This is a genomic window from Roseomonas acroporae, assembly GCF_023223525.1.
In the GTDB taxonomy this organism is placed as follows: Bacteria; Pseudomonadota; Alphaproteobacteria; order Acetobacterales; family Acetobacteraceae; genus Roseomonas_E; species Roseomonas_E acroporae.
In genome coordinates, this window is sequence record NZ_JALPRX010000029.1 from 136,786 (window position 1) to 161,550 (window position 24,765).

Consider the following 24,765-nt stretch of genomic DNA (forward strand, 5'->3'; position numbering starts at 1 on the left):
GGCACCCGCCCCGCCCCGGACCGAGCGCGTGGCGCGCGGCGCCCCGTCGCCTGAGGGGCGCGCGCCGCCGCGCCGTGGCGGCGCGGGAGCGGTGCCCCGCTTCCTGCGCCGCCTCCTGCCGGCGCTGCTCCTGCCGCTCCCGGGCTGCGACGGCCGCGAGGAGGCGGCGCCGGCCATGCCGCCGCCCGAGGTGACGGTGGCGCGCCCGGCGCAGCGCGAGGTGACGGACTGGGACGAGTTCACCGGCCGCTTCGCCGCCGTCGAGCGGGTGGAGCTGCGGGCGCGGGTGAGCGGCTACCTCGACGCCGTGACCTTCACCGACGGCCAGCTCGTGCGGCGCGGCGACGTGCTGTTCCGCATCGACCCGCGCCCGTTCGAGGCGGCCCTGGCACAGGCCGAGGGGCGCGTGGCCGAGGCCCGCTCCCGCCTCGCGCTCGCCGAGCGCGAGCAGGCGCGCGCCACCGCGCTGCTGCGCGAGCGCGCCGGCTCCGAGGCCGTCGCCGAGCAGCGCACCCAGGGTGCCGAGGGGGCCCGCGCCCAGCTCGCCACCATCACGGCCGAGCTGCAGCGGGCGCGGCTCGACCTCGAATTCGCCACCGTGCGCGCGCCGCAGGACGGGCGCATCGGCCGTCACCTGGTCAGCCCCGGCAACCTCGTCTCCGGCGGCGAGGCGAGCGGGGCGACGCTGCTGGCGGTGATCGTCACGGTGGACCCGATCGACATCAGCTTCGACATCGACCAGGCCGCGGCGCTGCGCTACGCGCGCCTCGCCGCCGCGGGCAGTCGCCGCTCCTCGCGCGAGTTCGCCAACCCGGTGCAGCTCGGGCTGGAGGACGAGCGCGACTTCCCGCATGCCGGGCGCGTGGTGTTCGTGGACAACGAGGCCGATGCCGGCACCGGCACCATCCGCCTGCGCGCCCGCTTCGACAACCCGGGCGGCCAGCTCTTCGTGCCCGGCGCCTTCGCCCGGCTGCGGCTGCTCGGCAGCGCCCCCTACCGGGCGCTGCTGCTGCCGGACGCGGCCATCGCCACCGACCAGTCGCGGCGCGTCGTCTACGTGCTCGGCCCGGAGAACAGGGTCTCGATGCGCGAGGTCCGGCTCGGCCCGCTGAACGACGGGCTGCGCGTGGTCCGCGACGGGCTGCGGCCGGAGGACGAGGTGGTGGTGCGCGGCATGCCGCGCGTGCGGGTCGGCGAGGCGGTGGCGCCGAGGCGGCTGCCGCCGGCGGCGCCGCTGCCGGACGGCCGGTCGTGAACGCCGCCCTCGCGCGCATCGGCGCGGCCGGCGGCGCGGCCGCTCCCGGCGGCATCCCGCGGGCGGTGGCCGCGGCGGCGGAGGCCGGCCCGGGCGGCGCGCCGGCATGGCCGGCCCCGCACGGTGCCGGCCGATGAGCGGCCTCGGCGTCCTCTCCGTCCGCCAGCCGGTGCTGGCCTGCGTGCTGTCGCTGGTGCTGCTGATCGTGGGCGGGCTTTCCATGCTCAGCCTGCCGATCTCGGAGTACCCGGACGTGGCGCCGCCCACCGTCGTGGTGGCGACGCAGTACGCCGGCGCCTCCGCCCAGGTGGTGGCGGACACGGTGGCGGCGCCGATCGAGCAGGAGGTGAACGGCACCGAGGGCATGCTCTACATGGCCTCGCAATCGACCGGCGACGGGCGCATGGCGCTGACCGTCACCTTCCGCCTCGGCACCGACCCGGACCGGGCGCAGGTGCTGGTGCAGGCCGCTGTCGCCAGTGCCGGTCCCCGGCTGCCCGAGGAGGTGCGGCGCTACGGCGTCACCACCCGCAAGATCGCCACCGACCGGCTGATGGTGATCTTCGTCTCCTCGCCCGACCAGAGCCTGGACCAGCTCTACGTCTCCAACTACGCGCTGCGCCAGGTGCGCGACGAGCTGCTGCGCATCGACGGCATCGGCGACATCGACATGCAGGGCGCGCGCGACTACGCGATGCGCCTCTGGCTCGATCCCGGCCGCATGGCGCAGGCCGGCGTCACCGCCGAGGACGTGGTGGCGGCGGTGCAGGCGCAGAACGCGCAGGTGGCGGGCGGCCAGCTCGCCGAGCCGCCGGTCGCCGACCAGGCCTTCCAGCCCAGCCTGACCTTCCGCGGCCGCCTCGACGACCCGGCCGAGTTCGAGGCGATCGTGATCCGCGCCGGGGCCGACGGGCGCCTGCTGCGCCTCGGCGACGTGGGGCGGGTGGAGCTGGGGGCGGCTTCCTACACCACCAACTCGACGCTGCAGGGCCGCCCGGCGGTGGCGCTGGCCGTCACCCAGCGCCCCGGCTCCAACGCGCTGGCGACGGCGCGGCAGATCCGCGACACGCTGGCGCGCATCGAGCGCGGCTTCCCGCCCGGCATCGCCGCCGAGATCGCCTACGACCCCACCCGCTTCGTGGCCGAGAGCGTGCGCGAGCTGGTCCACACCATCGCCGAGGCCGTCGCGCTGGTGGTGCTGGTGGTGCTGCTGTTCCTGCAGAACTGGCGCGCCGCGATCATCCCGATCCTGGCCATCCCGGTCTCGCTGATCGGCACCTTCGGGGTGATGATCGCCTTCGGCTTCACGCTGAACGTGCTGACCCTGTTCGGCCTCGTCCTCGCCGTCGGCATCGTGGTGGACGACGCCATCGTGGTGGTGGAGAACGTGGACCGCCACCTGCGCGACGCCGAGAGCGTGCCGGCGGCGGCCGAGGCGACGATGCGCGAGGTGGGCGGGGCGCTGGTCTCGATCGCGCTGGTGCTCTGCGCCGTGTTCGTGCCGACCGCCTTCCTGGAGGGGATCGCCGGCCGCTTCTTCCGGCAGTTCGCCGTCACCATCGCGGTCGCCACCGCGCTCTCCTGCTTCTGCTCGCTCACCCTCAGCCCGGCGCTGGCGACGCTGATCCTGCGGCGCGAGGCGCCGGCGGGGACGCCGGAGGGGGCGCCGCGCCGGGGCGGCGCGCCCATGCGCCTGCTGCGGCTCCTGCTCGACCGCTTCAACGCCGGCTTCGACTGGCTCGCCTCCGCCTATGCCGCCCTCGCCGGGGTGGTCGCCGCCCTGGCCGTGCCGATGCTGGCCTTCTACGCGCTGCTGATCGGCGGCGTCGCTTGGCTGCTGGCCACCACGCCGCAGGGCTTCCTGCCGGCGCAGGACCGCGGCACGCTGACCGTGTCGATCGCCCTGCCCGGCGGCGCCTCGCTCGCCCGCACCACCGCCGTGGTGCAGCACGCGGAGACCGTCGCGCGCGACGTGCCGGGCGTCGCCAGCGTCTCGGCGTTGTCCGGGATCTCGGGCGTGACGAACACGCCGGCCAGCGACGCGGGGATGCTGACCGTGGTCTTCGCGCCCTGGTCCGAGCGCGAGCCGCGCGGCCTTTCGGCGGCCCGGATCGAACGCGAATTGCGGCAGCGTCTGGCGGCGGCGCTCGACGAGGCCACGGTGCTGGTGATCCCGCCCCCGGCCGTGCCGGGCCTCGGCAGCGGCGCCGGCTTCGCGCTGCGGCTGGAGGACCGCACCGGGCGCGGCACCGCCGTGCTGCTGGAGGCGGCCGAGGCGCTGGTGGCGGCGCTGCGCGCGACCCCCGGCCTCGTCGACGTCTACACGCCCTTCCGGGTGGACACGCCGCAGGTCGCGGTGACCCTCGACCGTTCCCGCGCCGAGATGCTGGGCGTGCCGGTGGCGCGGCTCTCCCAGGCGATCGAGACGCTGCTCGGTTCCTCCTACGTCAACGACTTCACCGCCTTCGGCCGCAACTGGCGCGTGCTGGCGCAGGCGGCGCCGGAGTACCGGCGCACCGTGGAGGACCTGGCGCGCCTGTACACGCGGAACGACCGCGGGCAGATGGTGCCGCTCGCCAACCTGCTGACGGTGCGCGACGCGGCCGGGCCGGGGCGGGTGCCGCGCTACAACCTCTACCCGGCGGCCGAGGTGGCGGGTGGCGTGGCGCCCGGCACCGGCTCGGGCGCCGCGCTCGCCGCCGTGGAGCGCGTGGCGCGCCGGATGCTGCCCGACGGCATCGGCTACGAATGGACCGACCTCTCCTTCGAGCAGACCGAGAGCGGCGATGCCGGCCTGCTGGTCTTCCCGCTCTGCGTGCTGTTCGTCTACCTCGTGCTCGCCGCGCAGTACGAGTCCTGGAGCCTGCCCTTCGCGGTGATCCTGATCGTGCCGATGTGCCTGCTCACCTCCACCGCCGGCGTGCGGCTGATGGGCCAGGAGGTGACGGTGCTGACGCAGATCGGCTTCGTCGTGCTGGTGGGCCTCGCCGCCAAGAACGCCATCCTGATCGTGGAATTCGCCCGCCAGCGGGAGGATGAGGGGCTGACCCCGGTCGAGGCGGTGGTGGAGGCGTGCCGGCTGCGGCTGCGCGCCATCCTGATGACCTCGCTCGCCTTCATCCTCGGCGTGCTGCCGCTGGTGTTCTCGTCGGGCGCCGGCGCGGAGATGCGCCGCGCCGTGGGCACCGCGGTCTTCTTCGGCATGCTCGGCGTGACGCTGTTCGGGCTGCTGTTCACGCCGGTCTTCTACGTCGTGATCCGCCGCCTTGCCCTGCCCCGCGCGCGGCCCGCCCGGCAGGCGCCCGAGGGGAAGGCACCCGGCGCGGCGGCGCGGGTGACGGCGCCGTAGGGGCGCCGGGCGTGTCCGCCCGCCGGCGATCCGCTCCAGCCTTTGATCCGGCGCATTTTCCGAGCCGCTGAGCGAGGACGCTCAGCTTGAAAATGCTCTAGGCGGAGCCGGTCGGCTTCGGGTCGGTGAACTTGACGACGATGCCGGAGAAGCTCCGCAGGATACCCTGCCGGGGATTGTTCGAGGTCACCGGGCTCTTCTGCCCCTCATCCGGCAACAGGCCGACGATGAAGGGCCGGTCGGGATTGCCGTGCTCGAATGCCAGCAGCACGTTGGTGCCCGGGCGCAGCGGCTGGTGCAGGCCCTCCGTCGTGCCGCCGAATGCCGTCGTCAGCCGCAGCGGCGCCCAGAGCGCGGCGGGATCGCCGTTGTTGTCGGGGAAGGGCAGCAGCACGTGGTAGTGGCCGTTCGGGTCGAGGTAGGGCTGGCTGGTGTCGTTCTGCTGCGGGCCGCTCCTGCCGCCGCCCTGGATCGTGGCGCGCCACATGCCGGCCATGACGGGCACCGGGGTTCGCCGCGGCGGCCGGTAGGCGACCGAGAAGGGGATCGCCTCGAACCGGTTGAGGTAGCCGGACTCCCGGCCCTGCCGCTCCGTGGGAAGGAACGCCTCCGAGCCGCTGAAGCTCTGCCAGGCCTCGTGCGTCACGGCGGTGAGGAGGTATTTCTGCTCCAGCCAGGACGGCTCCGCCGAGCCCAGCATGAACACGTAGCCGGCGCTGAAGCCGAGGATGCTGCCGGTGCCGGAAAGCGTCTCCTGCATCGCGCCCGCCTCCTGCGCCCGCACCATCGCCTGGCGGTTGCCGACGGCGGCCGTGGTGTAGCCGCACTCGTACTGCGCCTGCACGCCCATGTAGGGGAACGAGTCGGCGGCGCCCGCCCCCGTCCCGGCGTAGGTCGCCACCAGCGGCGTGGCGGGCTTCTCCGGGTCCCAGGAGGCGGCGTGGCCCGCCTGGCTCACGACGCGCTTGCGGTAGCCGACGGCATGCAGCGTCGGCGCGTCGGTCGCCCCGGAACCGTCCCCTGGCGTCGGGCCGGGATCGAGGGCGAAGGTCAGGGTGGGGCCGCCCACGGCCGGCGGGTAGCTCATCGGGTCCGGCACGTTCGGGTAGTCCGTGTTCTCGCTCGAGAAGCAGACGCAGGTGCTGTCCTCGATCGCGAACCACCAGCCCAGCCCGGCCTGCTCGGCGGTCCGGCGCAGGAAGTCGAGGTCCGTCTCGTCGACCTGCAGGGCGGCGGCGAGCAGCGGGAAGCTCGCATCCTGCGAGAACACCCGCCGCAGGCTGACCGATGGCGGCAGCTCCCTGGCCGAGCCCAGCACCGTGGCCGGCGGGTTCACCAGGATGGCCGTCAGCACGTCCCAGACCTGGAAGGTCGGCGCCGGCACGGGCGAGGTGTCGAAGGCGGTGGCGGTCGTGTTCAGGAGCGACCGGCTGCGCCGGATCAGGCCCCGGAAATGCAGGTGCGGCATGAACACCAGCCGGTACCAGTAGCCGCCGGCCCGGTCGTCGGCGCCCAGCATCTGCGCCTCGGCGAGCACCCCGCTGAACTGGCGCCGCTGTCCGGAGGACAGCTCCAGCAGCAGGTTGGCGCCGACGCCGACCGTGCCGCGCAGGTCCGAGTCCGTCTCCGCCAGGAGGCCGATCACCTCCATCCGGTAGAGGTCGGAGAGCGTCTCGGTCACCGTCACGCGGGCGATCCGCAGATCGGCGGCGCGGCCGGCCGCGTTCATCCAGTCCAGGGTGATCGTGGTGGCGGCCATGTGGGGCCCCTCCTCTGTCTCCCGCCCGCGGCGCGTTGCCGGTGCCGGGGGCGGTGCGGCGGCCATCGGTCGGGACCGCGTGCCGGGCGATGCGATGCGGCGATGATGCGGGGTTAGCAACGGTCGTGCCATGGCCGGCGCCGCCGGGGTGCCGCGGCGCCGGATGGCGCCCCTCTCTCCGGGACCGCAATTCTGGTATGCAGGCGGCATGGGTTCCGGGAAGGCCGCCACGACGACCGCCCGGCGCATGATGCGCGAGCGGGGCGGCAAGGCCTCCCGGCGCCGCGCGGATCGGGGGTGGGATGTTCGAGCGGCGACTGATGGAGCGGATCGCGGCCGGCCATGCCCGGCCGGAGACGCGCTCGCCCGACCCCTCCGCCGTGCTGGCCGACGTGCTCGCGCACCTGCACAGCCTGCTCAACGCCCGGCAGGGCTCGGTGCCGACCCGCCCGGACTACGGCATGCCCGACATCAACGACCTGCTCCACCAGTTCCCGAACTCCGTCGGCGTGCTGCGCCGCGCCATCATCCAGCAGATCGACCGCTTCGAGCCGCGGCTGCGGCGGGTGCAGGCGCGCCACCTCCCGGACGAGCGGAACCCCCTGCGACTCGTCTTCGCCATCAGCGCCGAGCTGGTGCTGGACGAGCGCGCCGAGGCCGTGAGCTTCACCACCGCCGTCGCGGACAGCGGCGCCGTGTTCCTGGCCGGCTGACGCGGCGGTGACCACGCGGCGCTACTACGAGCAGGAGCTCGCCTATCTGCGCGAACTGGGCGAGGCGTTCAGCCGGCGCAACCCGGACGTCGCCGGGCTGCTCTCCGCCCGCGCGATGGACCCGGACGTGGAGCGGCTGCTGGAGGGCTTCGCCTTCCTCACCGGCCGGCTGCGCCAGCGCATCGACGAGGAATTGCCGGAGCTGGCGCACGGGCTGCTGAACCTGCTCTGGCCGCACTACCTGCGCCCGACCCCGGCCCTCACCATCGTCGAATTCGACGCGCCCCCGGCGGGGGGCGCGACGCTGGTGCCGGCGGGCTCCGGCCTCGCCTCGCGGCCGGTGGAAGGCACCGCCTGCCGCTTCCGCACCTGTCACGACCTGCCGCTGGTGCCGGCCACGATCGGCGCGGTCGAGCTGGAGGAGCGCGCCACCACCGCCACCCTGGCGGTGCGCCTCGAGGCGACGCAGGGCAGCGCGGCGGCGGCCCTCGCCGGCCGGCCGGTCCGCCTGTTCCTGCACGGGATCGGCGAGATGGCGCCCGGGCCGCAGCTGCTGCACGCCCTGCTGCGCGAGACGGAGGCGATCGAGGTCACGGACGGCGCGCGCCGCCTGGAGGTGCCGCCCGGCGCGCTCGGCCATGCCGGGCTGTCGGGGGCGGGCCTGGCCGAGGCGGCGCTGCCCTGGCCCGGCAACAGCTTCCCCGGCTACCGGGTCCTGCAGGAATACCTGGTCTTTCCCGAGCGCTTCCTGTTCCTCGACCTGCCCGCCGTGCCGGGCGCCGAGTCCCTGGTCGGGGCGCGCCTGACCTGGCGCTTCCACCTGCGGCGGCGCCCGGAGCTGCCGGGGCGGGTGCAGCGGGGCCATGTGCGGCTGAACTGCGTGCCGGCGGTGAACCTGTTCGAGGCGTCGGGGCGGCCCATCGTGCCCGATCCCGGCCGGGTGGAGCACCAGGTCCGGCCGCAGGGCCTGCACGCCGCCGCCAGCGTCTTCGCCATCGCCGCCGTGGAGGGCACGGTGCAGGGGCGCGGCGAGCGGATCGTGATCGAGCCCTTCGTCTCCTACCGCCACGCCCTGCCCGGCGCCTCGGGCGCCTTCTACGCCACGCGGCTGCGGCCCTCGGTGCTCGGGCGCGGCGCCGATACGTGGATCAGCTTCGTCGATGCGCGCACCGCCCCCGTGCTGCCGCATGTGAGCACGGTGGTGATCGGCCTTCTCTGCACCGATGGCGAACTGGCCCGGCAGGTGACGCTGGGCGCGCTCGACCGGCCAGGGATCGGCAGCCCGGTCAACCTGCCCTTCTGCAACGTCACCCGCGTCTCCGACGAGGTGCCGCCGCCGCTCGGCGGCGACCTGATGTGGCGCCTGGTGTCGGGGCTCGCGCGCAGCCTGCAGCCGCTCGGGGACATCGCGGCGCTGCGCGCGCTGGTCGCCGCCTACGACATGCGGGCCCCGCACGACGAGCAGGCGCAGCGGCGCCTGGAGCGGATGCTGGCGGCGCTGCTCGCGATCGAGTCCGTGCCGATGGAGACGCTGGTGAAGGGCGTGCCGGTGCGCGGGCGCGAGATACGCCTGACGCTGGCGGAGAGCGGCTTCGGCGGCATCGCCGGCACCTTCCTGTTCGGCGCGGTCTTCGAGGCCTTCCTCGGCGTCTACGCCGGGCTGAACACATGCTGGCGCCTCGTGGTGCTGGGTAGCGAGACCAGGGCGGAGTTGCGATGGCCGATCCGGATGGGGCAGGCGCCGATCCCGTAGCGGCCGCGGCCGCCATGCGCCCGGACGCCGATGCCGCGCCGGCGGGCCCGATCGCCACCGCCGCTCCGGCGGTCGCGCCGGCCGCCGGTCGCCGGGAGACCGGCGAGCCGCCGGAGGCGGGACTGGCGGCGGTGCTGGCCATGCTCGGGCCGGCCCCGGCCTTCAACGCCGCGGTGCCGCTGATCGAGGCGGCGGTGGCGCGCACCGGGCGGGTGGTGCGGCCGGCCGGCACCACCGGCACGGCGGCGGAGGAGGCGATCCTGTTCCGCTCCGTCCCGAGCCTCGCCTTTCCCCCCGCCGACATCGCCGCGCTGCGCTGCGCCGAGCGCGCCGGCGAGGGCGACAACGACTGGCCGGTCGAGATGGAGGTGGCCTTCCTCGGGCTGTACGGCCCCGCCTCGCCGCTGCCGGTCCAGTGGACCGAGCAGATCGTCACCGACCAGCCCGGCGCGCGGAACCTGCGCGACGTGCTCGACCTGTTCGCCCACCCGCTGGTTGGGCTGGCCTGGCGGCTCTGGCGCGGCAACCGCCTGCATCTGCACTGGATGGAACGGGGCAGCGAGGCGGGGCGGGACATCGTCTCGGTCGCGGCGCTGGCGCTCGGCGGGCTGGTGCCCGGCGGCGGACCGGGGGGCGGACCGGGGGAGGGGCCGGGGGGCGGACCGGGGGACGGGCAGGAAGACGGGGCGGGCGAGCTGGATCCGGTGCGGCTGCTGCCGCTCTGCGGGCTGCTGGCGCGGTACAGCCGCGGCGCGGACACGGTCGCCGGCATCGTCGCCGCCTATCTCGGCGTCGAGACGCGCCTCGAGGAATGGGTGCCGTCGCGCGTGCCGGTCCCGGCCGATCAGCTTTTCCGCCTCGGCGACAGGGCGGCGACGCCGGGCGAGGTGGTGCTGGGCGAGAGCGTCTGCGACGTGTCGGGCACGGTGCGCCTGACGCTCGGCCCGCTGCCGGCCGCGACCTTCCAGGCCCTGCTGCCGGGCGGTCCGTTGCGCCGCACCCTGGCGGCGCTGCTGCGCCTGGCCCTGCGCGACCCGCTGCGGGTGGAGCTGGACCTGCTGCTGGCGCCGGGGCAGTCGCCCGGCCTGGTGCTGGGGGGCGGGCAGCTCGGCTGGACGAGCTGGGCGGGCGGGCCGGGCGAGGTCGGGCATGGCCCGCCCGGCCCGGGGGGCGGGGGCGGCGCCCGGGCGTGGGGGGGGGGGGGCGAGCGCGGGGGCCCGTGGGGGGGGGGCGGGCCGCGCGGCGGCCCGAGCGGGGCGGGCGGGCCGGGCGAGGTCGGGCATTGCCCGACCGGCCCGGTGTGAGCGCGCGGTGGTGTCGCGGCCCGCGCACTGTGCGGGCCTCCGCGCAGTGCGCGCGGCCTTGCCGCGCCGCGGCGGCGCCGTCCGCGCGGCCCGGTGAGCAGGCTTCCGCACAGTGCCGTGCGGGCCGCCGCACAGCATGCCGCGCACGCGGCGCCGAAGCTGACGGATTGCTGACTTCTGCTGACGCAGACTGGAATTTTCGCGCCCGGCCGGCTCTGGCACGGCGGTTGCTGCTACCCCGTCAGGCCGACGCAACCCGCGCCGGATCGCAAGAAACGGAACCAGTGTCATGTCCCAGCCGAGCTATGTGACCGTCAGCGGCGCCACCCAGGGCCAGATCTCCAAGGGCGCCTTCACCGCCGACAGCGTCGGCAACATCTACCAGGAGGGCCACGAGGACACGCTGTTCTGCCAGTCCGTCTCCTACGAGGTGGCGCTGCCGCGCGACCCGCAGAGCGGCCAGGTCACCGGCCAGCGCGTCCACCAGCCCGCGAAGATCCTGAAGTACGTCGACAAGGCCTCGCCCATGCTGATGCAGGCCCTGGCCAGCGGCGAGCTGCTGCAGATCGAGGCCGACTTCTACCGCACCGCCACCTCGGGCAAGCAGGAGAAGTACTACACGGTGAAGTTCACCGACGCGATCCTGGTGCACTACAAGCAGCACACCCCGAACCCGCTGGACCCCGCCAACGCCGCCTTCCGCGACATGGAGGAGCTGGCCTTCACCTACCGCATGATCGACGTCACCCACGTCGTCGCCGGCACCTCCGGCTCGGATGACTGGCGCTCCCCGAAGTCGTAGCGTCCGTCAGCCGTCCCGCCGCCGGATCCAGGATCCCGGCGGCGGGACACCGGCGTGGCCGCGACGGGACGGCCCCGCCCCGTCTCGGCGGAGGACCGGATGGAGATCGTCAACGAGACCGGCCTGCGCCTCATGGTGCAAGGCGACCACGTCCGGCGCCCGGACATCTCGGCGGTCTGCATCCTCAAGGGCACCTTCGCGCTGGTGCCGGGAGGCGCCTGCACGCCGCTGCCCGAGGCGGCGCAACGCCCCTTCTGCGGCACCGAGCCGCATCTCGACGATCTGGGCCGCACGCCGCGCTGGCTGAGCGACCTCGCCCCCTGCAAGCCGCACACGGATTTCCTCGTCAACGGCCACTTCCACGCGCCGGGCGGCGTGCCCGTCCCGCATGGCCGCGCCGCCGCCCATCTCGGGCCGATGCACAAGGAGCTTCTGTTCTTCGGCGAGCGGTGCTGGCTGATCGGCGACGTCATCAGCGAGACGGTGCCGACCGCCCGCGTGCCGCTGCGCTGGGAGCTCGCTTTCGGCGGCCTGCGCGACCCGCGCAACCCTTGGGGGCGCGGCCTGGCACCGGAGCCGGACGGCATCGTGCGGCTGCCGCAGATCGAGGACCCGGCGGCGCCGGTGCAGCGCCGCGCCGACCGGCCGGAACCCGCCAATTTCGCCGGCATGCCGGAGCAGTTCGCCGAACGTCGGGCGCGCGCCGGCACGCGCGACCATCGCTGGGCCCTGTTCGAGGCGCCGTTCCCGCCGAAGGACTACGACCCGAGCTTCCACAACACCGCGCCGCGCGGCCAGCGCGCCGGCAACCACCCGCGCGGCGACGAGGGGCTGCGCCTGGTCAACCTGCATCCGACCGTGCCGGACCTGGCCACCTGGCTGCCCGGCCTGCGCCCGCGCGTCGCGCTGGTGCGCGAGACGGGCGAGGCCGAGGAGATCGCGATGCCGCTCGACACGGTGGTGGCGCTGCCCGACGAGGACCAGCTCGTGCTGCTCTGGCGCGGCAACGCGCCGGCCCGCGCGCGGCACCTGCCGGATGTGGCGCTGGTGGTCGCGACGATGGAGCGGCTGTCGGAGGAGCCCGCGCCGACCGAGGCGGTCACGGCCGCCGCCGCCGCGCGCTGGCGCGCCATGCAGCCCGCGGACAACGCCGCCGAGACGGAGGCGGCGATCGCCGCCGCGCTCGGCGAGGCGCGCAAGCTGCTGGAGAAGGTCGCGCTGCCGGACGAGGTGCGCGCGGTGGTGGAGAGCGCGACCGACCCGCAGCTGGTGTTCGACGCGCTGGTCAGGCATGCGCAGGACGAGCTGAAGCGCCTCGGCGCGCCTGGATTCTGAGAGGCCCGGATTCTGAGGGGCCCGAATTCTGAGAGGCCCGAGTTCTGAGAGGAGGGTGCGATGGCCTACCTGATGACGACCGGCTGCCCGCTGGAATGCAGCTTCGGCCTGACGCCCTCGGCGATGATCGCGCTGCCGCTGCCCGGCGTGCCGACGGTGAACGGCCTGCCCGTCGCGACCATCCTCGACATCGAGATCGAGAACGTGCCGCCCTTCGGCCTGTGCAGCTCCCCCGCCAACCCGGAGGTGATCGCGGCCACCGCCGCCGCCATGGGCGTGCTGACGCCGATGCCCTGCGTGCCGGTGCTGATGCCGTGGGAGCCGCCGGTGGTCAACGCGCTGTCGGACGGCCAGCCGCTGGTCTCGATCGAGGCCAGGGCGCTGTGCGCCTGGGCCGGCGTGGTCTCGGCCGTCGCGCCGGCGCAGCCCATCGCCGATTCCGTTCCCTGAGCCGGGAGAGGCCGCCATGAGCGACCCGACGCCGCCCGTCATCGACGACAAGGCCGCCGTGCTGTCGGTGGAGGTGCCCTACGCCGCCGGCAGCGCCACGAAGCGCGCCTATCTGCGCCTCGGCACCCAGGACACCACCAGCGTCAGCGAGCCCGCCTTCTGGCCGAGCGGCACGGCGGCGGCCGACCGCGCCGGCATCCTGATGCTCAGCCCGGACGGGCTGGTGATCAACGCCGGCCACATGGACACGGTGGTGTTCGGCGAGCAGACCTTCAACATGGTGCACAAGGCGGGCCTCGTCCGCAGCGCCAGCTACACCTTCCCCGAGGACAAGGACCAGAGCATCGGCGACAAGACCGCCCGCAACGTCTCCTACACGCTCGGCCATGCCAGCGCCTTCAACGCCGGCGACACGGAGGCGCTGAACGCCACCCAGACCACCACCATCACCCTCGGCAACAGCCAGGCCATGACGGCGGGGGCGGGGCTGGTGGCCAGCACCGGCGCCACGGTCAGCGCCGCCGCCTCGGTGATGTCGGTGGCGGCCAATCTCGGCAAGGTGGACGTCCAGTCCGTGGTGGGCGACGTCAAGATGAGCCGGGTGAACGCGGTGGTCGGCAGCACCTCGGTGCTGCTCGGCATCAGCCCGGTCACCGAGACGGTGCTCGGCGGCAACGCCACGCTGGTCGGCATCATCCAGGGCGTGCTCGCGGTGTTCGCGACGGCGGCCGCCGGCATCGAGGCCGGCTTCGCCCTCCAGCTCACCAGCGTCGATCCGATCGAGCCCGGCAACTACGCCACGGTGGACACCAACCCGGTGAAGGACAAGCTCGCCAGCATGCGCGACGCCTACTACGCGGCGCTCGGCGTGATGAGCACGGTGCAGGCGGCGGGGCTGGTGCTCGGCGCGGTGGCGCTGAAGCTGGGCATGGGCGCGCAGGCCGCCGCCTTCCCGCGCATCGAGATGGATGCCACCGGCATCAAGCTGCTGGCCGATCCGACGGTCAGCCTGGTCCTGACGCCGGCGACGGCGATCATGACGGCCGGTGCCAGCGTGCTGACCATGGGCCCCGCGCAGACCGACCTCACGGCGACGAATCTCGGCATGACCGGGCAGGCCATGTTCATGATCACGTCGCCGGACGCCTCGATCTCCTCGCCGCTGATCGACCTCAGCGCCTGAAGGCGGGCGGGGAAGGGGGCCAGTCCATGCGGTTCCGACGGGTGTGGCCGGCATCGTCCCGGCGCCGCGCGGCACTGCCGCTCCTGCTGCTGCTCTGCCTCGCCGCACCGGCCCGCGCCCAGACCGCCCCCGACGCCCGCGCCGACACCCGTGCCCCCTGGAACCCCGACGCCGCGCTGGAGCTCGGCCTGCGCTACGAACTCGGCCTCGGCGTCGCGGCCGATCCGGCGCGCGCCGCCACCCTGATCTGCCGCGCCGCCGCCGGCGGCCACGCGCCCGCCGTGCTGCACCTCGCCGCCACGCTGCTGGAGCCGGACCTGCCCGGCTACGACCCGCCCCGGGCGGCGCAGTGGCTGCGCTTCCTGCAGACCCGCCAGCGTCTCGGCAGTGCCGCGCGGCTGCGCCCGCCCGGCTGCCCCGGCGACATGACCGCCCCCGGCAACCCGGCGCCCTACGCCGCGCTGGTCGAGCAGCTCGCGCTGGAGCGCGGCCTCAGCCCCTTCCTGGTCAAGGCGGTGATCGCGGTGGAGAGCGCCTGGCGGCCCGACGCCGTCTCGCGCGCCGGGGCGCAGGGGCTGATGCAGCTCATGCCCGCCACGGCCCGCCACCACGGCGTGGCCGATCCGTTCGATCCCGAGCAGAACCTGCGCGGCGGCATGGACCACCTCGCCCTGCTGCTGCGCCAGTTCGGCGACCCGGCGCTGGCGCTGGCCGCCTACAATGCCGGGCAGGCACCGGTGCTGGCCTGCCGCTGCGTGCCGCCCATCCCGGAGACGGAGAGCTACGTCAGCCGGATCCGGGCGCTGGGCGGGCTGGATGGGCCGGCCCTCGCGCCGCGCCTCCCAACCTTTCGCCCCCCGGCCCTTCAATCCCCGGCCGTTCCGGCGCCGCCCGCTCCAGCCCGTGCCGATCCAGACCGTGCCGCGCCAGCTTCTCGTGCAGCGTCCGGCGCGAGAGTCCGAGCGCCCGCGCCGCGTGGGTGACGTTGCCGCCGGTCTCGCGCAGCGCCCGCTGGATCTGCTGCACCTCGGTGCGCGCCATGCGCTGGCGCAGCTCGCCGGCATCCGCGTCGGCCTGGCCGGCGGGCGGCGGCGCGGCGGCGGCGCGCGGCGCGGCGAGCGCGGGCGGCAGGTGGTCGGGCAGGATCTCGCCGCCATCGGGGCAGAGGATCACCGCGCGCTCCATCACGTTGCGCAGCTCGCGCACGTTGCCCGGCCAGCGGTGCAGCGTCAGGCAGCGCTCCGCCTCCGGCGCGATGCCGCGCACGTCCTTGCCGTGGCGCTGGGCGAAGTCGGCGGCGAAGCTGGCGGCGAGCAGCGACACGTCGCCCTCGCGCTCGCGCAGCGGCGGCAGCAGCAGCGGGAAGACGGAGAGGCGATAGTAGAGGTCCTCGCGGAAACGGCCCTCGGCGATGGCGCCGTGCAGCTCGGCATTGGTCGCCGCCACGATGCGCACGTCGAGCTTGCGCGGCTTCGTGGCGCCCACCGCGCGCACCTCGCCGTCCTGCAGCACGCGCAGCAGCTTGGCCTGCAGGCCGATCGGCATGTCGCCGATCTCGTCGAGGAACAGCGTGCCGCCATCGGCCAGCTCGAACAGGCCGGGCTTGTCGGCATGCGCGCCGGTGAAGGCGCCGCGCCGGTGGCCGAACAGCTCGCTCTCCAGCAGCTCGGCCGGCAGGGCGGCGCAGTTCTGGGCGACGAAGGGCGCGGCGCGGCGGTTGCTGGTGGCGTGGACCAGGCGCGCCACCACCTCCTTGCCGGTGCCGGTCTCGCCCTGGATCAGCACCGGCACGGCGCTGTCGGCCACCTTGCCGATCAGATCGAGCACCGCGTCCATGTGGGCGCTGCCGGTGATCAGGCCGCCCGGCGCGGCGGCGGCCGAAAGCCGTTCCCGCCGGAGCCTCTCGTTCTCCTCGCGCAGGTCGCGGTTCAGGCGGTCGAGCCGCGCCCGCAATTCCTCGTTGCGCGCGAGCAGGGCCCGGTTGGCGAGGATCACGGCGGCCTGGTAGGAGAAGGCGTGCAGCAGCGTGGCGCGGCCGCGCATCGCCTCCGCGCCCAGCTCGCGCCCCGCGGCGTCGTGCAGGCCGGAAACCTCCAGCACGCCCACCGTGGTCTCGTCGTTGCCGCGCAGCGGGCAGGCGAGCAGCCCGTGCGTGCGGCCGCATTCCAGCAGGTCGCGCGCCTGGATGCGCGAGCAGTCCCAGGTGCCGGCATGCTGCGCGTCCGGCACCACGGCGATGCTGCCGCTGAAGGCGCACCAGGTGCGCGGATCGGCCATGTCCGGCGCGCCGCCCGGGTAGAGCGGGATCGGCGCCTCCGACACCTTCGCCGGCGGCAGGGCGGCGACGGGGAGGAGATGCGTGTTGGTGCCGTCGAAGGCGTAGAGGCGGCAGTGCTCGGCGCCGGCCACGTGCCGCGCCGCCTCGACGCAGAGCTGCATGGCGCGGCCGCGGTCGCGCGCCGACGCCATCTCGCTGACGAGCAGCATCAGCCGCGCGGCGGCGGCGGTTTCCGTGTCGGCGCTTGCGTCCACGCTGGCCTCGTCCTCCCTGAGAAGCCGGCCGCCCGCCCTGGCGGGGGCGGCCGGCGGCGCGTGGCTCAGGACTTGTCGAGCTTGCCGACCAGCGAGAGGGTGAAGTCGGCGCCCATGTACTTGAAGTGCGGCTGGAGCGCCATGTTGACGCGGTACCAGCCGGGCTCGCCCTCGATGTCCGAGACGTCGATCTGCGCCTTGCGCAGCGGCCGGCGCGAGCGAACCTCGGGGCTCGGGTTCTCCTGGTCGGAGACGTACTGCCGGATCCAGGTGTTCAGCTCGCCCTGCAGCTCGGTCGCGGTCTTCCAGGAGCCGATGTTCTCGCGCTGGAGCACCTTGATGTAGTGCGCGAAGCGGTTGACCACGTACATGTAGGGAAGCTGGGTGCCGAGCTTGTAGTTCAGCTCCGCCTGCTTGGCCTCGGTCGTGTTGCCGAAGTACTTCGGCTTCTGCACGGAGTTGGCGGAGAAGAAGGCGGCGTTGTCGCTGCCCTTGCGCATGGTGAGCGCGATGAAGCCCTGCTCGGCCAGCTCGTACTCGCGCCGGTCGGAGATCAGCACCTCGGTCGGGATCTTGGTCTCGGTCTGGCCCATCGCCTCGAAGTGGTGCAGCGGCAGGTCCTCGACCGCGCCGCCGCTGTTGGGGCCGATGATGTTGGCCGCCCAGCGGTACTTGGCGAAGCTGTCGTTGAGGCGCGTGGCGACGGCGTAGGCGGCGTTGCCCCAGAGGTAGTTGTCGGTGTCGGCGTCGGTCTTCTCCTCGAAGTTGAAGGCCTTCACCGGCACCGTCTCCTGCCCGTAGGGCAGGCGGAGCAGGAAACGCGGCAGGGCGAGGCCCATGTAGCGGCTGTCCTCGCTCTCGCGGAAGCTGTTCCACTTGGCGTATTTCGGGCCCTCGAAGATCGCCTTGAGGTCCTTGAGGTTGGGCAGGCTCTCGAACCTGTCGACGCCGAGGAATTCGGGGCTGACCGAGCCGATCACCGGCGCGTGCGCCATGGCGCCCACGGCCGAGAGGTTCTGCATCAGCTTGATGTCCTGCGCCCCCGGCCCGAAGCTGTAGCCGGTGATGACGCTGGCGAAGGGCTGGCCGCCGAACTGGCCGAACTCGTCGATGTAGACCTGCTTGTAGAGGCCCGACTGCACGATCTCGGGGCTGTCCTCGAAGTCCTGCAGCACCTCGTCCTTCTGCGCCTGCAGGATCTCGATCTTCACGTTCTGGCGGAAGTCGGCCTTGTCGATGACGAATTTCAGCGACCGCCAGGTGGATTCGAGGCGCTGGAACTCCTTGTCGTGCAGTACCTCGTTGAGCTGCGCCGAGAGCGTCTGGTCGATCGCCGCGATCATGCGGTCGACGGCGGCCGAGTTGATCTTCTCGCCGGCATTGGCCGGCTTGACCATCTCGGCCAGGAAGGCGGCGACGCCTTTCTTCGCGGCGTCGTAGCCCTCGTCCCTGGGCTTCATCCTGGTCTCGGCCAGCACCTGGTCGAGCAGGGATTCCTCTTCGGTGACGGTGGCGGCCGGGGCCGCGCCCGGGGTCGCGCCGGATTGGGTCTCGCTCACGCCGTCTCTCCCTTGGCGGCCTCGCCCGCGGCACTGATCTCGGCGGTGACCTTCTGGCGCAGGGCCTCGTCGGCCAGGATGCGCTCGATCGCCTTGCGGAAGGCCGGCATGTTGCCGACCGGGCCCTTCAGCGCCATCAGCGCCTGCCGCAGCTCCAGCAGCTGCTGCATCGCCGGCACCTGCCGCGCCACCTGCTCCGGCTCGAAGTCCTTGAGCGAGGTGATGCGCAGGCTCACCGCCATCTCGCCCGCGTCCGGCTCGTCCGACAGCCGGTCCTTCACCTTCAGGTCGAGGGCGAGGTTCTGGTTGCGGAGGACGTCGGAGAAATTGTCCTTGTTGACGTCGATCCGCCGCCGCTCGGCCAGCGGCGTGTCGTCCGCGCGGCCGGTGAAGTCCGCCAGCATCAGCAGCTTGTGCGGCAGCTCGACATCCTCCCGCGCATCGCCCGTCGCGGGCTTGTAGCGGATGTTCACCCGCTCCTTCGGGGCGACCGACGCTTCACTCGCCATGGGTTGTTTCTCCTTGGGATGACCGTTGGGTGATGACGGGTGGTTCAGCCGGCCGCGCGGGAGGCGCGCACCGCGTTGACGGGATCGAGCCGTGCGAGGGTGGTGAGCGCCTGCGCCGCTTCCGTGGCGCGGGCCTCCTCGGTCAGTCCGAGCGATCTGGCAGGGGCGGAAAGGCAGCGGTGCAGCAGCAGCGCCGCCTCGGCCGCGATGTCGGGTTCCCACTCCTCCAGCGCAGAGGCGCGCGACGCCGCGACCCGGAGGATGGGCAGGGCGACCGGGACATGATCGTTTTCCAGGCAAAACCGCGCAATTGCTAAATTCCAGCGGAAGCGCGCGCGGCCGGAAGGCGCCCCGGCGGCACCGGCCGCCAGGGCGGCAAGTCCCTGTTCGGCCTTGCCCTCGCCGACCAGGGCACGCGCCGCCGCCAGCCCCTCGGCCCAGGGTGCCGCCTCCCCGCCCGCCACCGCCGCCTCGCCGCCGCCCAGCGTCGCCTCGCGCTCGATCCAGGCGCGGGTGGCCGGATCGGCGAAGGGCATGCCGTCCTGGAAGGCGAGGTCGGGCAGGCTCGGCAGGCGCAGCAGCAGCAGCCCGACCCCTTGCGCCACCGCGCGCGCCGAGGCGGCGTGGCGCGGGCCCAGCTCCAGCAGCGCCTGGTGCACCAGGCGCTGCCCGTCCAGCCAGAACTGGCCGGAGCCCGAGAGATAGCGCTCCAGCGCCACGATCAGCTCCGGCAGGCTGCCGGCGTTGCGCATGGCGGCGAACTCGCTGAGCCGCGTCTCGGGCGGCGGCATCAGGGCGGTGCGGCCACCGGTCGCCGGCGGCGGCTCGGTGATGGCGAGCCAGGTGACGGCCCGCAGCGTGGCGAAGGCACGGAATTCCGTCGGGTCGGCCTCCACCACCGCGATGGCGGCGGTCCGCACCCCCTCGCGCACCGCGTTGAACACCTGGTCCGCGCTGCCGCCGGCGGGGACCGCGATGGCGGGCGGCACGACAGCCGGCTTCGCCGGCGGCGCGGGCGGCGGTGTCGGCGCGGGTGCCGGTGTCGGCGCCGGCGCGGGCGGAGCCGGCGCGGCGGCGGGCGGGGGCGCCGCCGCGGCACGCTCCGCCTCCCTGCGCCGCTCCTCCCCGGCTCGCCGTTCCGCATCGGCCAGCGGGCGCAGCGCGCGCAGCAGGTCGTCGAGGCTGGCGCGCTCCTTCTCCAGCTTCCCGCGCAGCGCCTCGTCCAGCGCCGCCGCCGACTCGAAGGCGGCCAGCGCCGCCGCCCCCTGGTCCGCCGGCGCCGTCTCCGGCACCAGCCGGGCGGCGCGGGCCGCCAGCCATTCCAGCACCTGCACCCGCGCCCGCTCGCGCGCCTTCGGCGGGAACAGCTCGTCCCAGCGCAGCGAGACGAGGTCCTCCAGCACGGCGAGCCCGGCGGCGAGGCCCTTCAGCCCTTCCGTCTGCCCCGCCGCCACGGCGAACCAGGCGGCCAGCAGCAGGTCCTTGCTGCGGCTTCCCAGCAGCTCGACCGACTGGCGCGCGACCAGCGGCCAGTCCACCGCGCCGGGCCCGTCCTTCTCGCCCCGGCGTATCTGCTCCTGCACCGCCTCGAATTCCGGCGCGTAGCGGAATTCGGATGCAGCCGGCGCCCCGGCAGGCAGCGGGCCGGTGGCGGCGGCGATGCGCGGATCGTCGGGCCGCGTCATCCCGCCCCCCGCTCACCATGCCGTGCCTCGGGCCGTGCCTCGGGCCATGCCCCGTGCCATGCCACGGGCCGCGCCAGGCCGCGCAGCCCGAAGGGCAGCAGGGCGCGCACCAGCGAGACCGGGCAGCGCGGCCGTTCCGCGCGCGGCCCCAGCGCGCGCCGCAGCGCCTCGGGCGGCGGGCCGGCCAGCAGCGCCGCGGCCACCAGGGCGAGGGAGTACACGTCGTCGCGCGGGTCGGGCGGCAGGCCGTGCAGCCGTTCGGGCGCCGACCAGCGCGGCGTCGCCAGCGGCAGGCCGCGTGGCGGCACCCAGGCGGAGGCGTCCAGCGCGCTGTCCGCCGCCATCCGCGCCGCGCCGAGATCGAGCAGGCGCACGCCGCCGCCTTCCTCCAGGAACAGGTTGCCGGGCTTCACGTCGCCATGCACCAGCCCCGCCGCGTGCAGCCGCGCCAGCGCCGCGGCCGGCCGGCGCAGCAGCCGCGCCACCGCGCGGCGCGAGAGGCCGTCGGGCGCCGCCTCGGCCAGGGTGCGGCCGTGCAGGCATTCCATCACGAGGAAGGCGCGGCCCGCATGCGCGCCGCCGCCGAGCACCCGCACCAGACCGGGATGGGCGAATTGCCGCCCCTTGCGCCCCTCGCGCGCCAGTGCCGCCACCATGCCGGGACGTCCCGCCAGGGCCGGCAGCAGCGCCTTCACCGCCACCGGACCCTCCGGCGAGCGCGCCGCCCAGACCTCGGCCGTGGCGCCGTGGCCGAGCCGGCGCTCCAGCACCAGGCCGCCCGGCAGCGAATCGCCGGCCGCCCATTCCCGGCCGGCGCCGGCCGCCTCCTCCCCGGTTGCCGCCTCCCCGGCCGCGCCTCTCCTGGCCGCGCCCTTCCTGGCCGCAACGTCCCCGGGCGTGCCATCGGCCGCCGGGTCCAGCGCGGCCGTCGGCGGCTCCGTCGGGGCCGCCAGGGTGGGCGGGGCCGGGACGGGCGGGGTCAGAGCCGCGGCACGCATCGGAAGTTCGTCCAGTCGCGGTTGACGAGCGGGTTGGTGACGCTGGAGGCGCGTATCTGGTAGCGCACGCCGACATCGTTCAGCCTGAAGCCCAGCACCAGCCCGCCGGCATCGGCGGCGCGGTCGACCGCCATGTCGAGCAGCCGGAACAGGGCCCAGGGGCCGGAGGCGGCGATCTGCGGCGAGGTGCCGTTGGTCAGGTTGAGCTGGAGCGAGGCGGCGCTGTCGTCGTTGCCGGGCCAGCGGAACTCGGTCGGCTGCGGCGGGCCGTGGCGGTAGCCGGCGCGGGTCTGGTCGAGCAGCAGCACCGCGCCGAGCGCCCGCGGGTCGAGGTAGCGCGGCAGCACCGTCATGCGCACCGAGAGGTTGCCGGAGGCGTCGAAGAACAGGTCGCGGAAGGCGCGGGCGCGGTTGATCTGCGCCAGCCCGTCGCGCGCGATCTCGAGGCGCAGCGAGCCGCGGCTGGCGAGCGCGAGCTGCCCGTCCGGGCCGGTCTGCAGGAAGGGTTGCAGGTAGGTGGTCAGCCACTTGTCGAGCGTGCCGCCGGGGCCGAAGAAGGCGCCGAAGTCGCGCGGCAGCACGTCGCGGTCGGAGCTGCTGCCGTCGCCCTGCGCGAAGGGATAGCGGCGGGAGATGGCCTGGGCGCAGCCCGGCGCCACGTCGGTGTTCCAGGTGGCGACGACGCGCTCCAGCGCCATCTGCAGCAGCACGTTCCAGGAATTGGCGTAGAGCTCGCGGAAGATGCCGTCGAGCGGCCTCGGCAGGGTCGGCGCCTGGGTGCGCAGCGCCACCAGCGCATCCGGCCCCTGGCCGCTGATCGTGGTCGCCGCCGCCTGGTGCGCCGCCGCGTTCGGGTTCGGGGCGGCCGCGATGCCCGAGACGAAGCCGTAGCCGGTCACCAGCGCCCCCTGCACGCGCAGCGTCGGCGAACCCGCGGTGCCGCCCGTGGCGCCGCCCGCGTTCGCGGCGAGCCCGATGACCGGGAGGAAAGGCAGGCGGATCGCGATGCCGGGCCATTCGCGCAGGCCCGCCGGCAGCGCCGCCTGCATCGCGTCGCCTGCCACCCCCTGGGCCACCCCCTGGGCCACGCCCTGCACCGCCGCGCCCGCGGCGGGGCCGGCCATCGCCCCGGCCGCGCGCGCGATGAGCCCCTCGGCATCGCTGCCGGGCAGGCCGAGGTCGGTGTTGCTGCGGACCAGCTCGATGAAGGCGAGCAGCGGCGATTCCGGCCCCGAGAGGGTCTGGAAGCCGGCGACGAGGCTCGGCAGGTCGGGCAGGGCGCGCAGCGCGGTCTGGTCCAGCACCGCGCGCCACTGCCGCACGTAGTCGCGCACGTAGAGGTTGGCGACCTGCTGGGCCTCGTCGGCGCTGGTCGGCCCCTGCGCCTGCGTGCCCATGACGAAGGAATCCTCGCCCTCGCCATGCACCACGGCCGACAGGCGCCGCAGGAACACGTTGTAGAAGCCCGCCCGCGTGTAGAAGCCGGGCACGATCACCGGCAGCCCGGCCTGCTGGCGCAGCATCAGCAATTGCGCCCCGGCGATGCCGAGGCTGCTGACCACGTCGAGCGGCGGCGCGTCGGCGCTGCGCCCCGCCTCGGCGCGCAGCCGCGCATACATGAGCTGCGGGTCGGAGCGGGTGCGCAGCCGCGCCCGCGCATCGGCGATCGCCCCGTCGTCGAGCCCGCCCGGCACGGGCATCAGCGGCAGCAGGCTGGCGAGGTGCGCCCGCCCCTGCGCCAGCAGGTCGGGCGAGAAGGGGAAGGCCTGCTGCAGCGAGAGGTCGGCCCAGTTGCCGAACAGCGTCGCGTCCCAGTGGTCGGGGCTGGCGGAGACGAGATAGAGGCGCAGCAGGTCGCGCAGCTGGTTGAGGTCGGTGGTGATCCGCATCTGCCGCGCCAGGCGCTCGCGCAGCGCCGGCAGGAAGCGTCCGGTCAGGGCGCGCGCGTAGGCGGCGTCGGCGGCGGCGTCCACGGAATCCGAGCGTGGCAGGCTGATGCCGATCCAGCGCTCGCCGAGGGTGAGCCGGCTGTCGGCATCGGCGGCCTGGCGCGCCACCAGCAGCAGCGGCATCGCCCCGTCGAGCGTCGGCGCCGCGCCGGGCGGGGGCGCCAGCGCCGCGACCTGGCGCGCATCCAGGTCGAGCCGGCGCATGCGCCCCATGTCGGACTCGTAGGCGGTCAGCCAGATCAGGGCGACGGCGGCGAGCCCCGCGAGGCCGGCGCCGTAGCCGCCGAGATGCACCAGGGCGGTCCGCCGCTCCGCCCGGCGGTTGCGTCCGCCCGCGCCGGCCTCGGCCAGCAGGAGGCCACGCATCAGTTCCGGCACGAAGCTGCGCGCCGCCTGGGCCGGCGGCAGCGGCAGCGGCTCCAGGACGAAGCGCCGCGCGAAGCCCGTGGCCCAGGCGTCGGCCACCGTCGTGGCGTCGCCGCCGGCGGCGGTCAGGAACACGCCGCGCAGCTCCATGCGCCGGTCGGCGATGCCGGCGCGGAGCAGCTCCTGCGCCATGCGCAGCGACGCCTCCGTCAGCCGCGCGAGCTGGGCCGGCAGCTCGGACTGCTCGGCGCGGCGCGTGGGCTGGCGCTCGGCGGCGAGGACGTGCGGCAGGCGGTGGCCGATGGCCGCCACCAGCCGCTCCAGCCCCTCGCGCAGCGAGCCGGGCGCGTCCCGGCCGGGCTCCGCCGAGGCACCCAGCGGCGCTCCCAGCGGCACGCCCGGCGGCACGCCCGGCGCGGGGCCGAGGGAGAAGCCGGGAGACAGCGCGGACGGGATGCCGGAAGCCTCGGACGGGCCGGGTTCCTGCCCCAGCACGGCCACGAAGCCGGGCACGCGGTCGCAGCGCGTGACCACGACGTGCACGGGCAGGCTGACGCCCAGCGCGCGCATCGCCTCCTGCAGGCGGATGCGCGCCGCGACGGCGAGCGGCAGGGCTTCCTCGGCGGCGAGCAGGGATTCCGCCGGCACCGCCAGCAGCACCGCGTCGAGCGGCCGCCGCGGCCGCGCCGCGGCGAGGGCGGAGAGGAGCTGGCGCCAGACGAGGTCGTCGACGGTGCCGGTGAGCAGCCCGCCCGGCGTCTCGATCAGCACCGCCTCCTCGGCGAGCCACCAGATCGGGCCGCCCGCCGCGGTGACCGGGGGCGACACCTCGAGGCCCGAGGCCGCGACCAGGGTGGAGCGGCCGCTGCCCGGCATGCCCAGCAGCAGCACCCAGGGCAGCGCGTAGGCCCGGTCCCCGGTGCGGTCGCGCCGGCCTTCCCGGGCACGGGTCCAGTCCACCGCCGCGGCGATGTTGAGGGCCGTCTCGTCCGGCAGGGGGATGGCGACCGGCGCGCCGACCGGCGCCGGCTGCTGCTGCTGCAACCGCGCCAGCAGCAGCCGACGGCGCCGGCGTCGCCACCACCAGGCGAGGAGCACCGCGCCGAGCAGGGCGGCGATCAGGCCGAGGCGCACCGGCGCGGGCGCGAAGGGCGCCGCGCCGTCGAGGCGCAGCGACGGGCCGCCCAGCCAGATCAGCGCGCAGAGCGCCACCAGGCCGATGGCGATGGCGAGGTGGCGCAGCGTCAGCACGGGTCGCATGGCG

At 74.8% G+C, this 24,765-nt stretch carries 16 protein-coding genes and 1 pseudogene; 10 read left to right on the forward strand and 7 right to left on the reverse strand.

Going from position 1 to position 24,765, the window contains the following annotated elements:
- Positions 1-91: 91 nt before the first annotated feature.
- A complete protein-coding gene (locus M0638_RS08195; protein ID WP_248666481.1) occupies positions 92-1,255 on the forward strand; it encodes an efflux RND transporter periplasmic adaptor subunit in 1,164 nt (387 codons plus the stop codon).
- 133 nt (positions 1,256-1,388) lie between these two features.
- The gene (locus tag M0638_RS08200; RefSeq protein WP_248666482.1) at positions 1,389-4,604 is read left to right on the forward strand and encodes an efflux RND transporter permease subunit; all 3,216 of its coding nucleotides are present in this window, start codon (positions 1,389-1,391) and stop codon (positions 4,602-4,604) included.
- 97 nt (positions 4,605-4,701) lie between these two features.
- On the opposite strand, the gene M0638_RS08205 is transcribed toward M0638_RS08200, so the two are convergent.
- Positions 4,702-6,363, reverse strand: coding sequence for a type VI secretion system Vgr family protein (locus M0638_RS08205; protein WP_248666483.1), 1,662 nt, complete (start codon positions 6,361-6,363; stop codon positions 4,702-4,704).
- A gap of 302 nt (positions 6,364-6,665) precedes the next feature.
- Between M0638_RS08205 and tssE the strand changes: the two genes are divergently transcribed.
- From tssE to M0638_RS29230, 8 genes and pseudogenes are all read left to right on the forward strand, one after another.
- Positions 6,666-7,076 (forward strand): type VI secretion system baseplate subunit TssE, encoded by a 411-nt coding sequence (gene tssE, locus M0638_RS08210; protein ID WP_248666484.1) that lies wholly within the window; start codon positions 6,666-6,668, stop codon positions 7,074-7,076.
- 7 nt (positions 7,077-7,083) lie between these two features.
- On the forward strand, positions 7,084-8,829 hold the full coding sequence (gene tssF / locus M0638_RS08215) for a type VI secretion system baseplate subunit TssF (RefSeq protein ID WP_248666485.1): 1,746 nt from the start codon (positions 7,084-7,086) through the stop codon (positions 8,827-8,829).
- Positions 8,793-10,133: a type VI secretion system baseplate subunit TssG gene (gene tssG / locus M0638_RS08220; RefSeq protein ID WP_248666486.1), complete on the forward strand. Its 1,341-nt coding sequence runs from the start codon at positions 8,793-8,795 to the stop codon at positions 10,131-10,133. Before tssF ends, tssG begins: the two co-directional genes overlap by 37 nt.
- 289 nt (positions 10,134-10,422) lie before the next feature.
- A complete protein-coding gene (locus M0638_RS08225; protein ID WP_248666487.1) occupies positions 10,423-10,935 on the forward strand; it encodes an Hcp family type VI secretion system effector in 513 nt (170 codons plus the stop codon).
- A 99-nt stretch (positions 10,936-11,034) separates the two neighbouring features.
- Positions 11,035-12,270, forward strand: a complete 1,236-nt coding sequence (locus M0638_RS08230) for a DUF2169 family type VI secretion system accessory protein (RefSeq protein WP_248666488.1) — start codon at positions 11,035-11,037, stop codon at positions 12,268-12,270.
- A 60-nt stretch (positions 12,271-12,330) separates the two neighbouring features.
- The gene (locus M0638_RS08235) at positions 12,331-12,720 is read left to right on the forward strand and encodes a DUF4280 domain-containing protein (RefSeq protein ID WP_248666489.1); all 390 of its coding nucleotides are present in this window, start codon (positions 12,331-12,333) and stop codon (positions 12,718-12,720) included.
- A 16-nt stretch (positions 12,721-12,736) separates the two neighbouring features.
- Positions 12,737-13,903 carry a hypothetical protein gene (locus tag M0638_RS08240; protein WP_248666490.1) on the forward strand — a complete coding sequence of 389 codons (1,167 nt, stop codon included), beginning with the start codon at positions 12,737-12,739 and terminating at the stop codon, positions 13,901-13,903.
- A 425-nt stretch (positions 13,904-14,328) separates the two neighbouring features.
- Positions 14,329-14,631 (forward strand): annotated as a pseudogene (locus tag M0638_RS29230) (lytic transglycosylase domain-containing protein); the annotation flags it as partial.
- A gap of 58 nt (positions 14,632-14,689) precedes the next feature.
- Here M0638_RS29230 and M0638_RS29235 read toward each other — a convergent pair.
- From M0638_RS29235 to tssM, 6 genes are all read right to left on the reverse strand, one after another.
- A complete protein-coding gene (locus M0638_RS29235) occupies positions 14,690-16,435 on the reverse strand; it encodes a sigma 54-interacting transcriptional regulator (RefSeq protein ID WP_248666491.1) in 1,746 nt (581 codons plus the stop codon).
- A gap of 65 nt (positions 16,436-16,500) precedes the next feature.
- Positions 16,501-17,994, reverse strand: a complete 1,494-nt coding sequence (tssC, locus tag M0638_RS08255; RefSeq protein WP_248666492.1) for a type VI secretion system contractile sheath large subunit — start codon at positions 17,992-17,994, stop codon at positions 16,501-16,503.
- Entirely contained in the window at positions 17,991-18,503 is a 513-nt protein-coding gene (gene tssB, locus M0638_RS08260; RefSeq protein ID WP_248666493.1) for a type VI secretion system contractile sheath small subunit, read from the reverse strand. The genes tssC and tssB overlap by 4 nt, the downstream gene beginning before the upstream one ends.
- A 44-nt stretch (positions 18,504-18,547) precedes the next feature.
- The gene (tssA, locus tag M0638_RS08265) at positions 18,548-20,188 is read right to left on the reverse strand and encodes a type VI secretion system protein TssA (protein ID WP_248666494.1); all 1,641 of its coding nucleotides are present in this window, start codon (positions 20,186-20,188) and stop codon (positions 18,548-18,550) included.
- Positions 20,185-21,186, reverse strand: coding sequence for a protein kinase domain-containing protein (locus M0638_RS08270; protein ID WP_248666495.1), 1,002 nt, complete (start codon positions 21,184-21,186; stop codon positions 20,185-20,187). The genes tssA and M0638_RS08270 overlap by 4 nt, the downstream gene beginning before the upstream one ends.
- Complete coding sequence (gene tssM / locus M0638_RS08275) at positions 21,168-24,761, reverse strand: type VI secretion system membrane subunit TssM (RefSeq protein ID WP_248666496.1); 3,594 nt, start codon at positions 24,759-24,761, stop codon at positions 21,168-21,170. Before tssM ends, M0638_RS08270 begins: the two co-directional genes overlap by 19 nt.
- Positions 24,762-24,765 lie beyond the last annotated feature (4 nt).

Excerpts from the sequence above, each read along its gene's own strand:
- M0638_RS08270 (WP_248666495.1), bottom strand. The coding sequence starts at position 21,186 with ATGCGTGCCGCGGCTCTGACCCCGCCCGTCCCGGCCCCGCCCACCCTG.
- M0638_RS08205 (WP_248666483.1), bottom strand. The coding sequence starts at position 6,363 with ATGGCCGCCACCACGATCACCCTGGACTGGATGAACGCGGCCGGCCGC.
- M0638_RS08235 (WP_248666489.1), top strand. The coding sequence starts at position 12,331 with ATGGCCTACCTGATGACGACCGGCTGCCCGCTGGAATGCAGCTTCGGC.
- tssE (WP_248666484.1), top strand. The coding sequence starts at position 6,666 with ATGTTCGAGCGGCGACTGATGGAGCGGATCGCGGCCGGCCATGCCCGG.
- tssG (WP_248666486.1), top strand. The coding sequence starts at position 8,793 with ATGGCCGATCCGGATGGGGCAGGCGCCGATCCCGTAGCGGCCGCGGCC.
- M0638_RS08240 (WP_248666490.1), top strand. The coding sequence starts at position 12,737 with ATGAGCGACCCGACGCCGCCCGTCATCGACGACAAGGCCGCCGTGCTG.
- tssM (WP_248666496.1), bottom strand. The coding sequence starts at position 24,761 with ATGCGACCCGTGCTGACGCTGCGCCACCTCGCCATCGCCATCGGCCTG.
- M0638_RS08225 (WP_248666487.1), top strand. The coding sequence starts at position 10,423 with ATGTCCCAGCCGAGCTATGTGACCGTCAGCGGCGCCACCCAGGGCCAG.
- M0638_RS08230 (WP_248666488.1), top strand. The coding sequence starts at position 11,035 with ATGGAGATCGTCAACGAGACCGGCCTGCGCCTCATGGTGCAAGGCGAC.
- tssB (WP_248666493.1), bottom strand. The coding sequence starts at position 18,503 with ATGGCGAGTGAAGCGTCGGTCGCCCCGAAGGAGCGGGTGAACATCCGC.
- M0638_RS08200 (WP_248666482.1), top strand. The coding sequence starts at position 1,389 with ATGAGCGGCCTCGGCGTCCTCTCCGTCCGCCAGCCGGTGCTGGCCTGC.
- tssA (WP_248666494.1), bottom strand. The coding sequence starts at position 20,188 with ATGACGCGGCCCGACGATCCGCGCATCGCCGCCGCCACCGGCCCGCTG.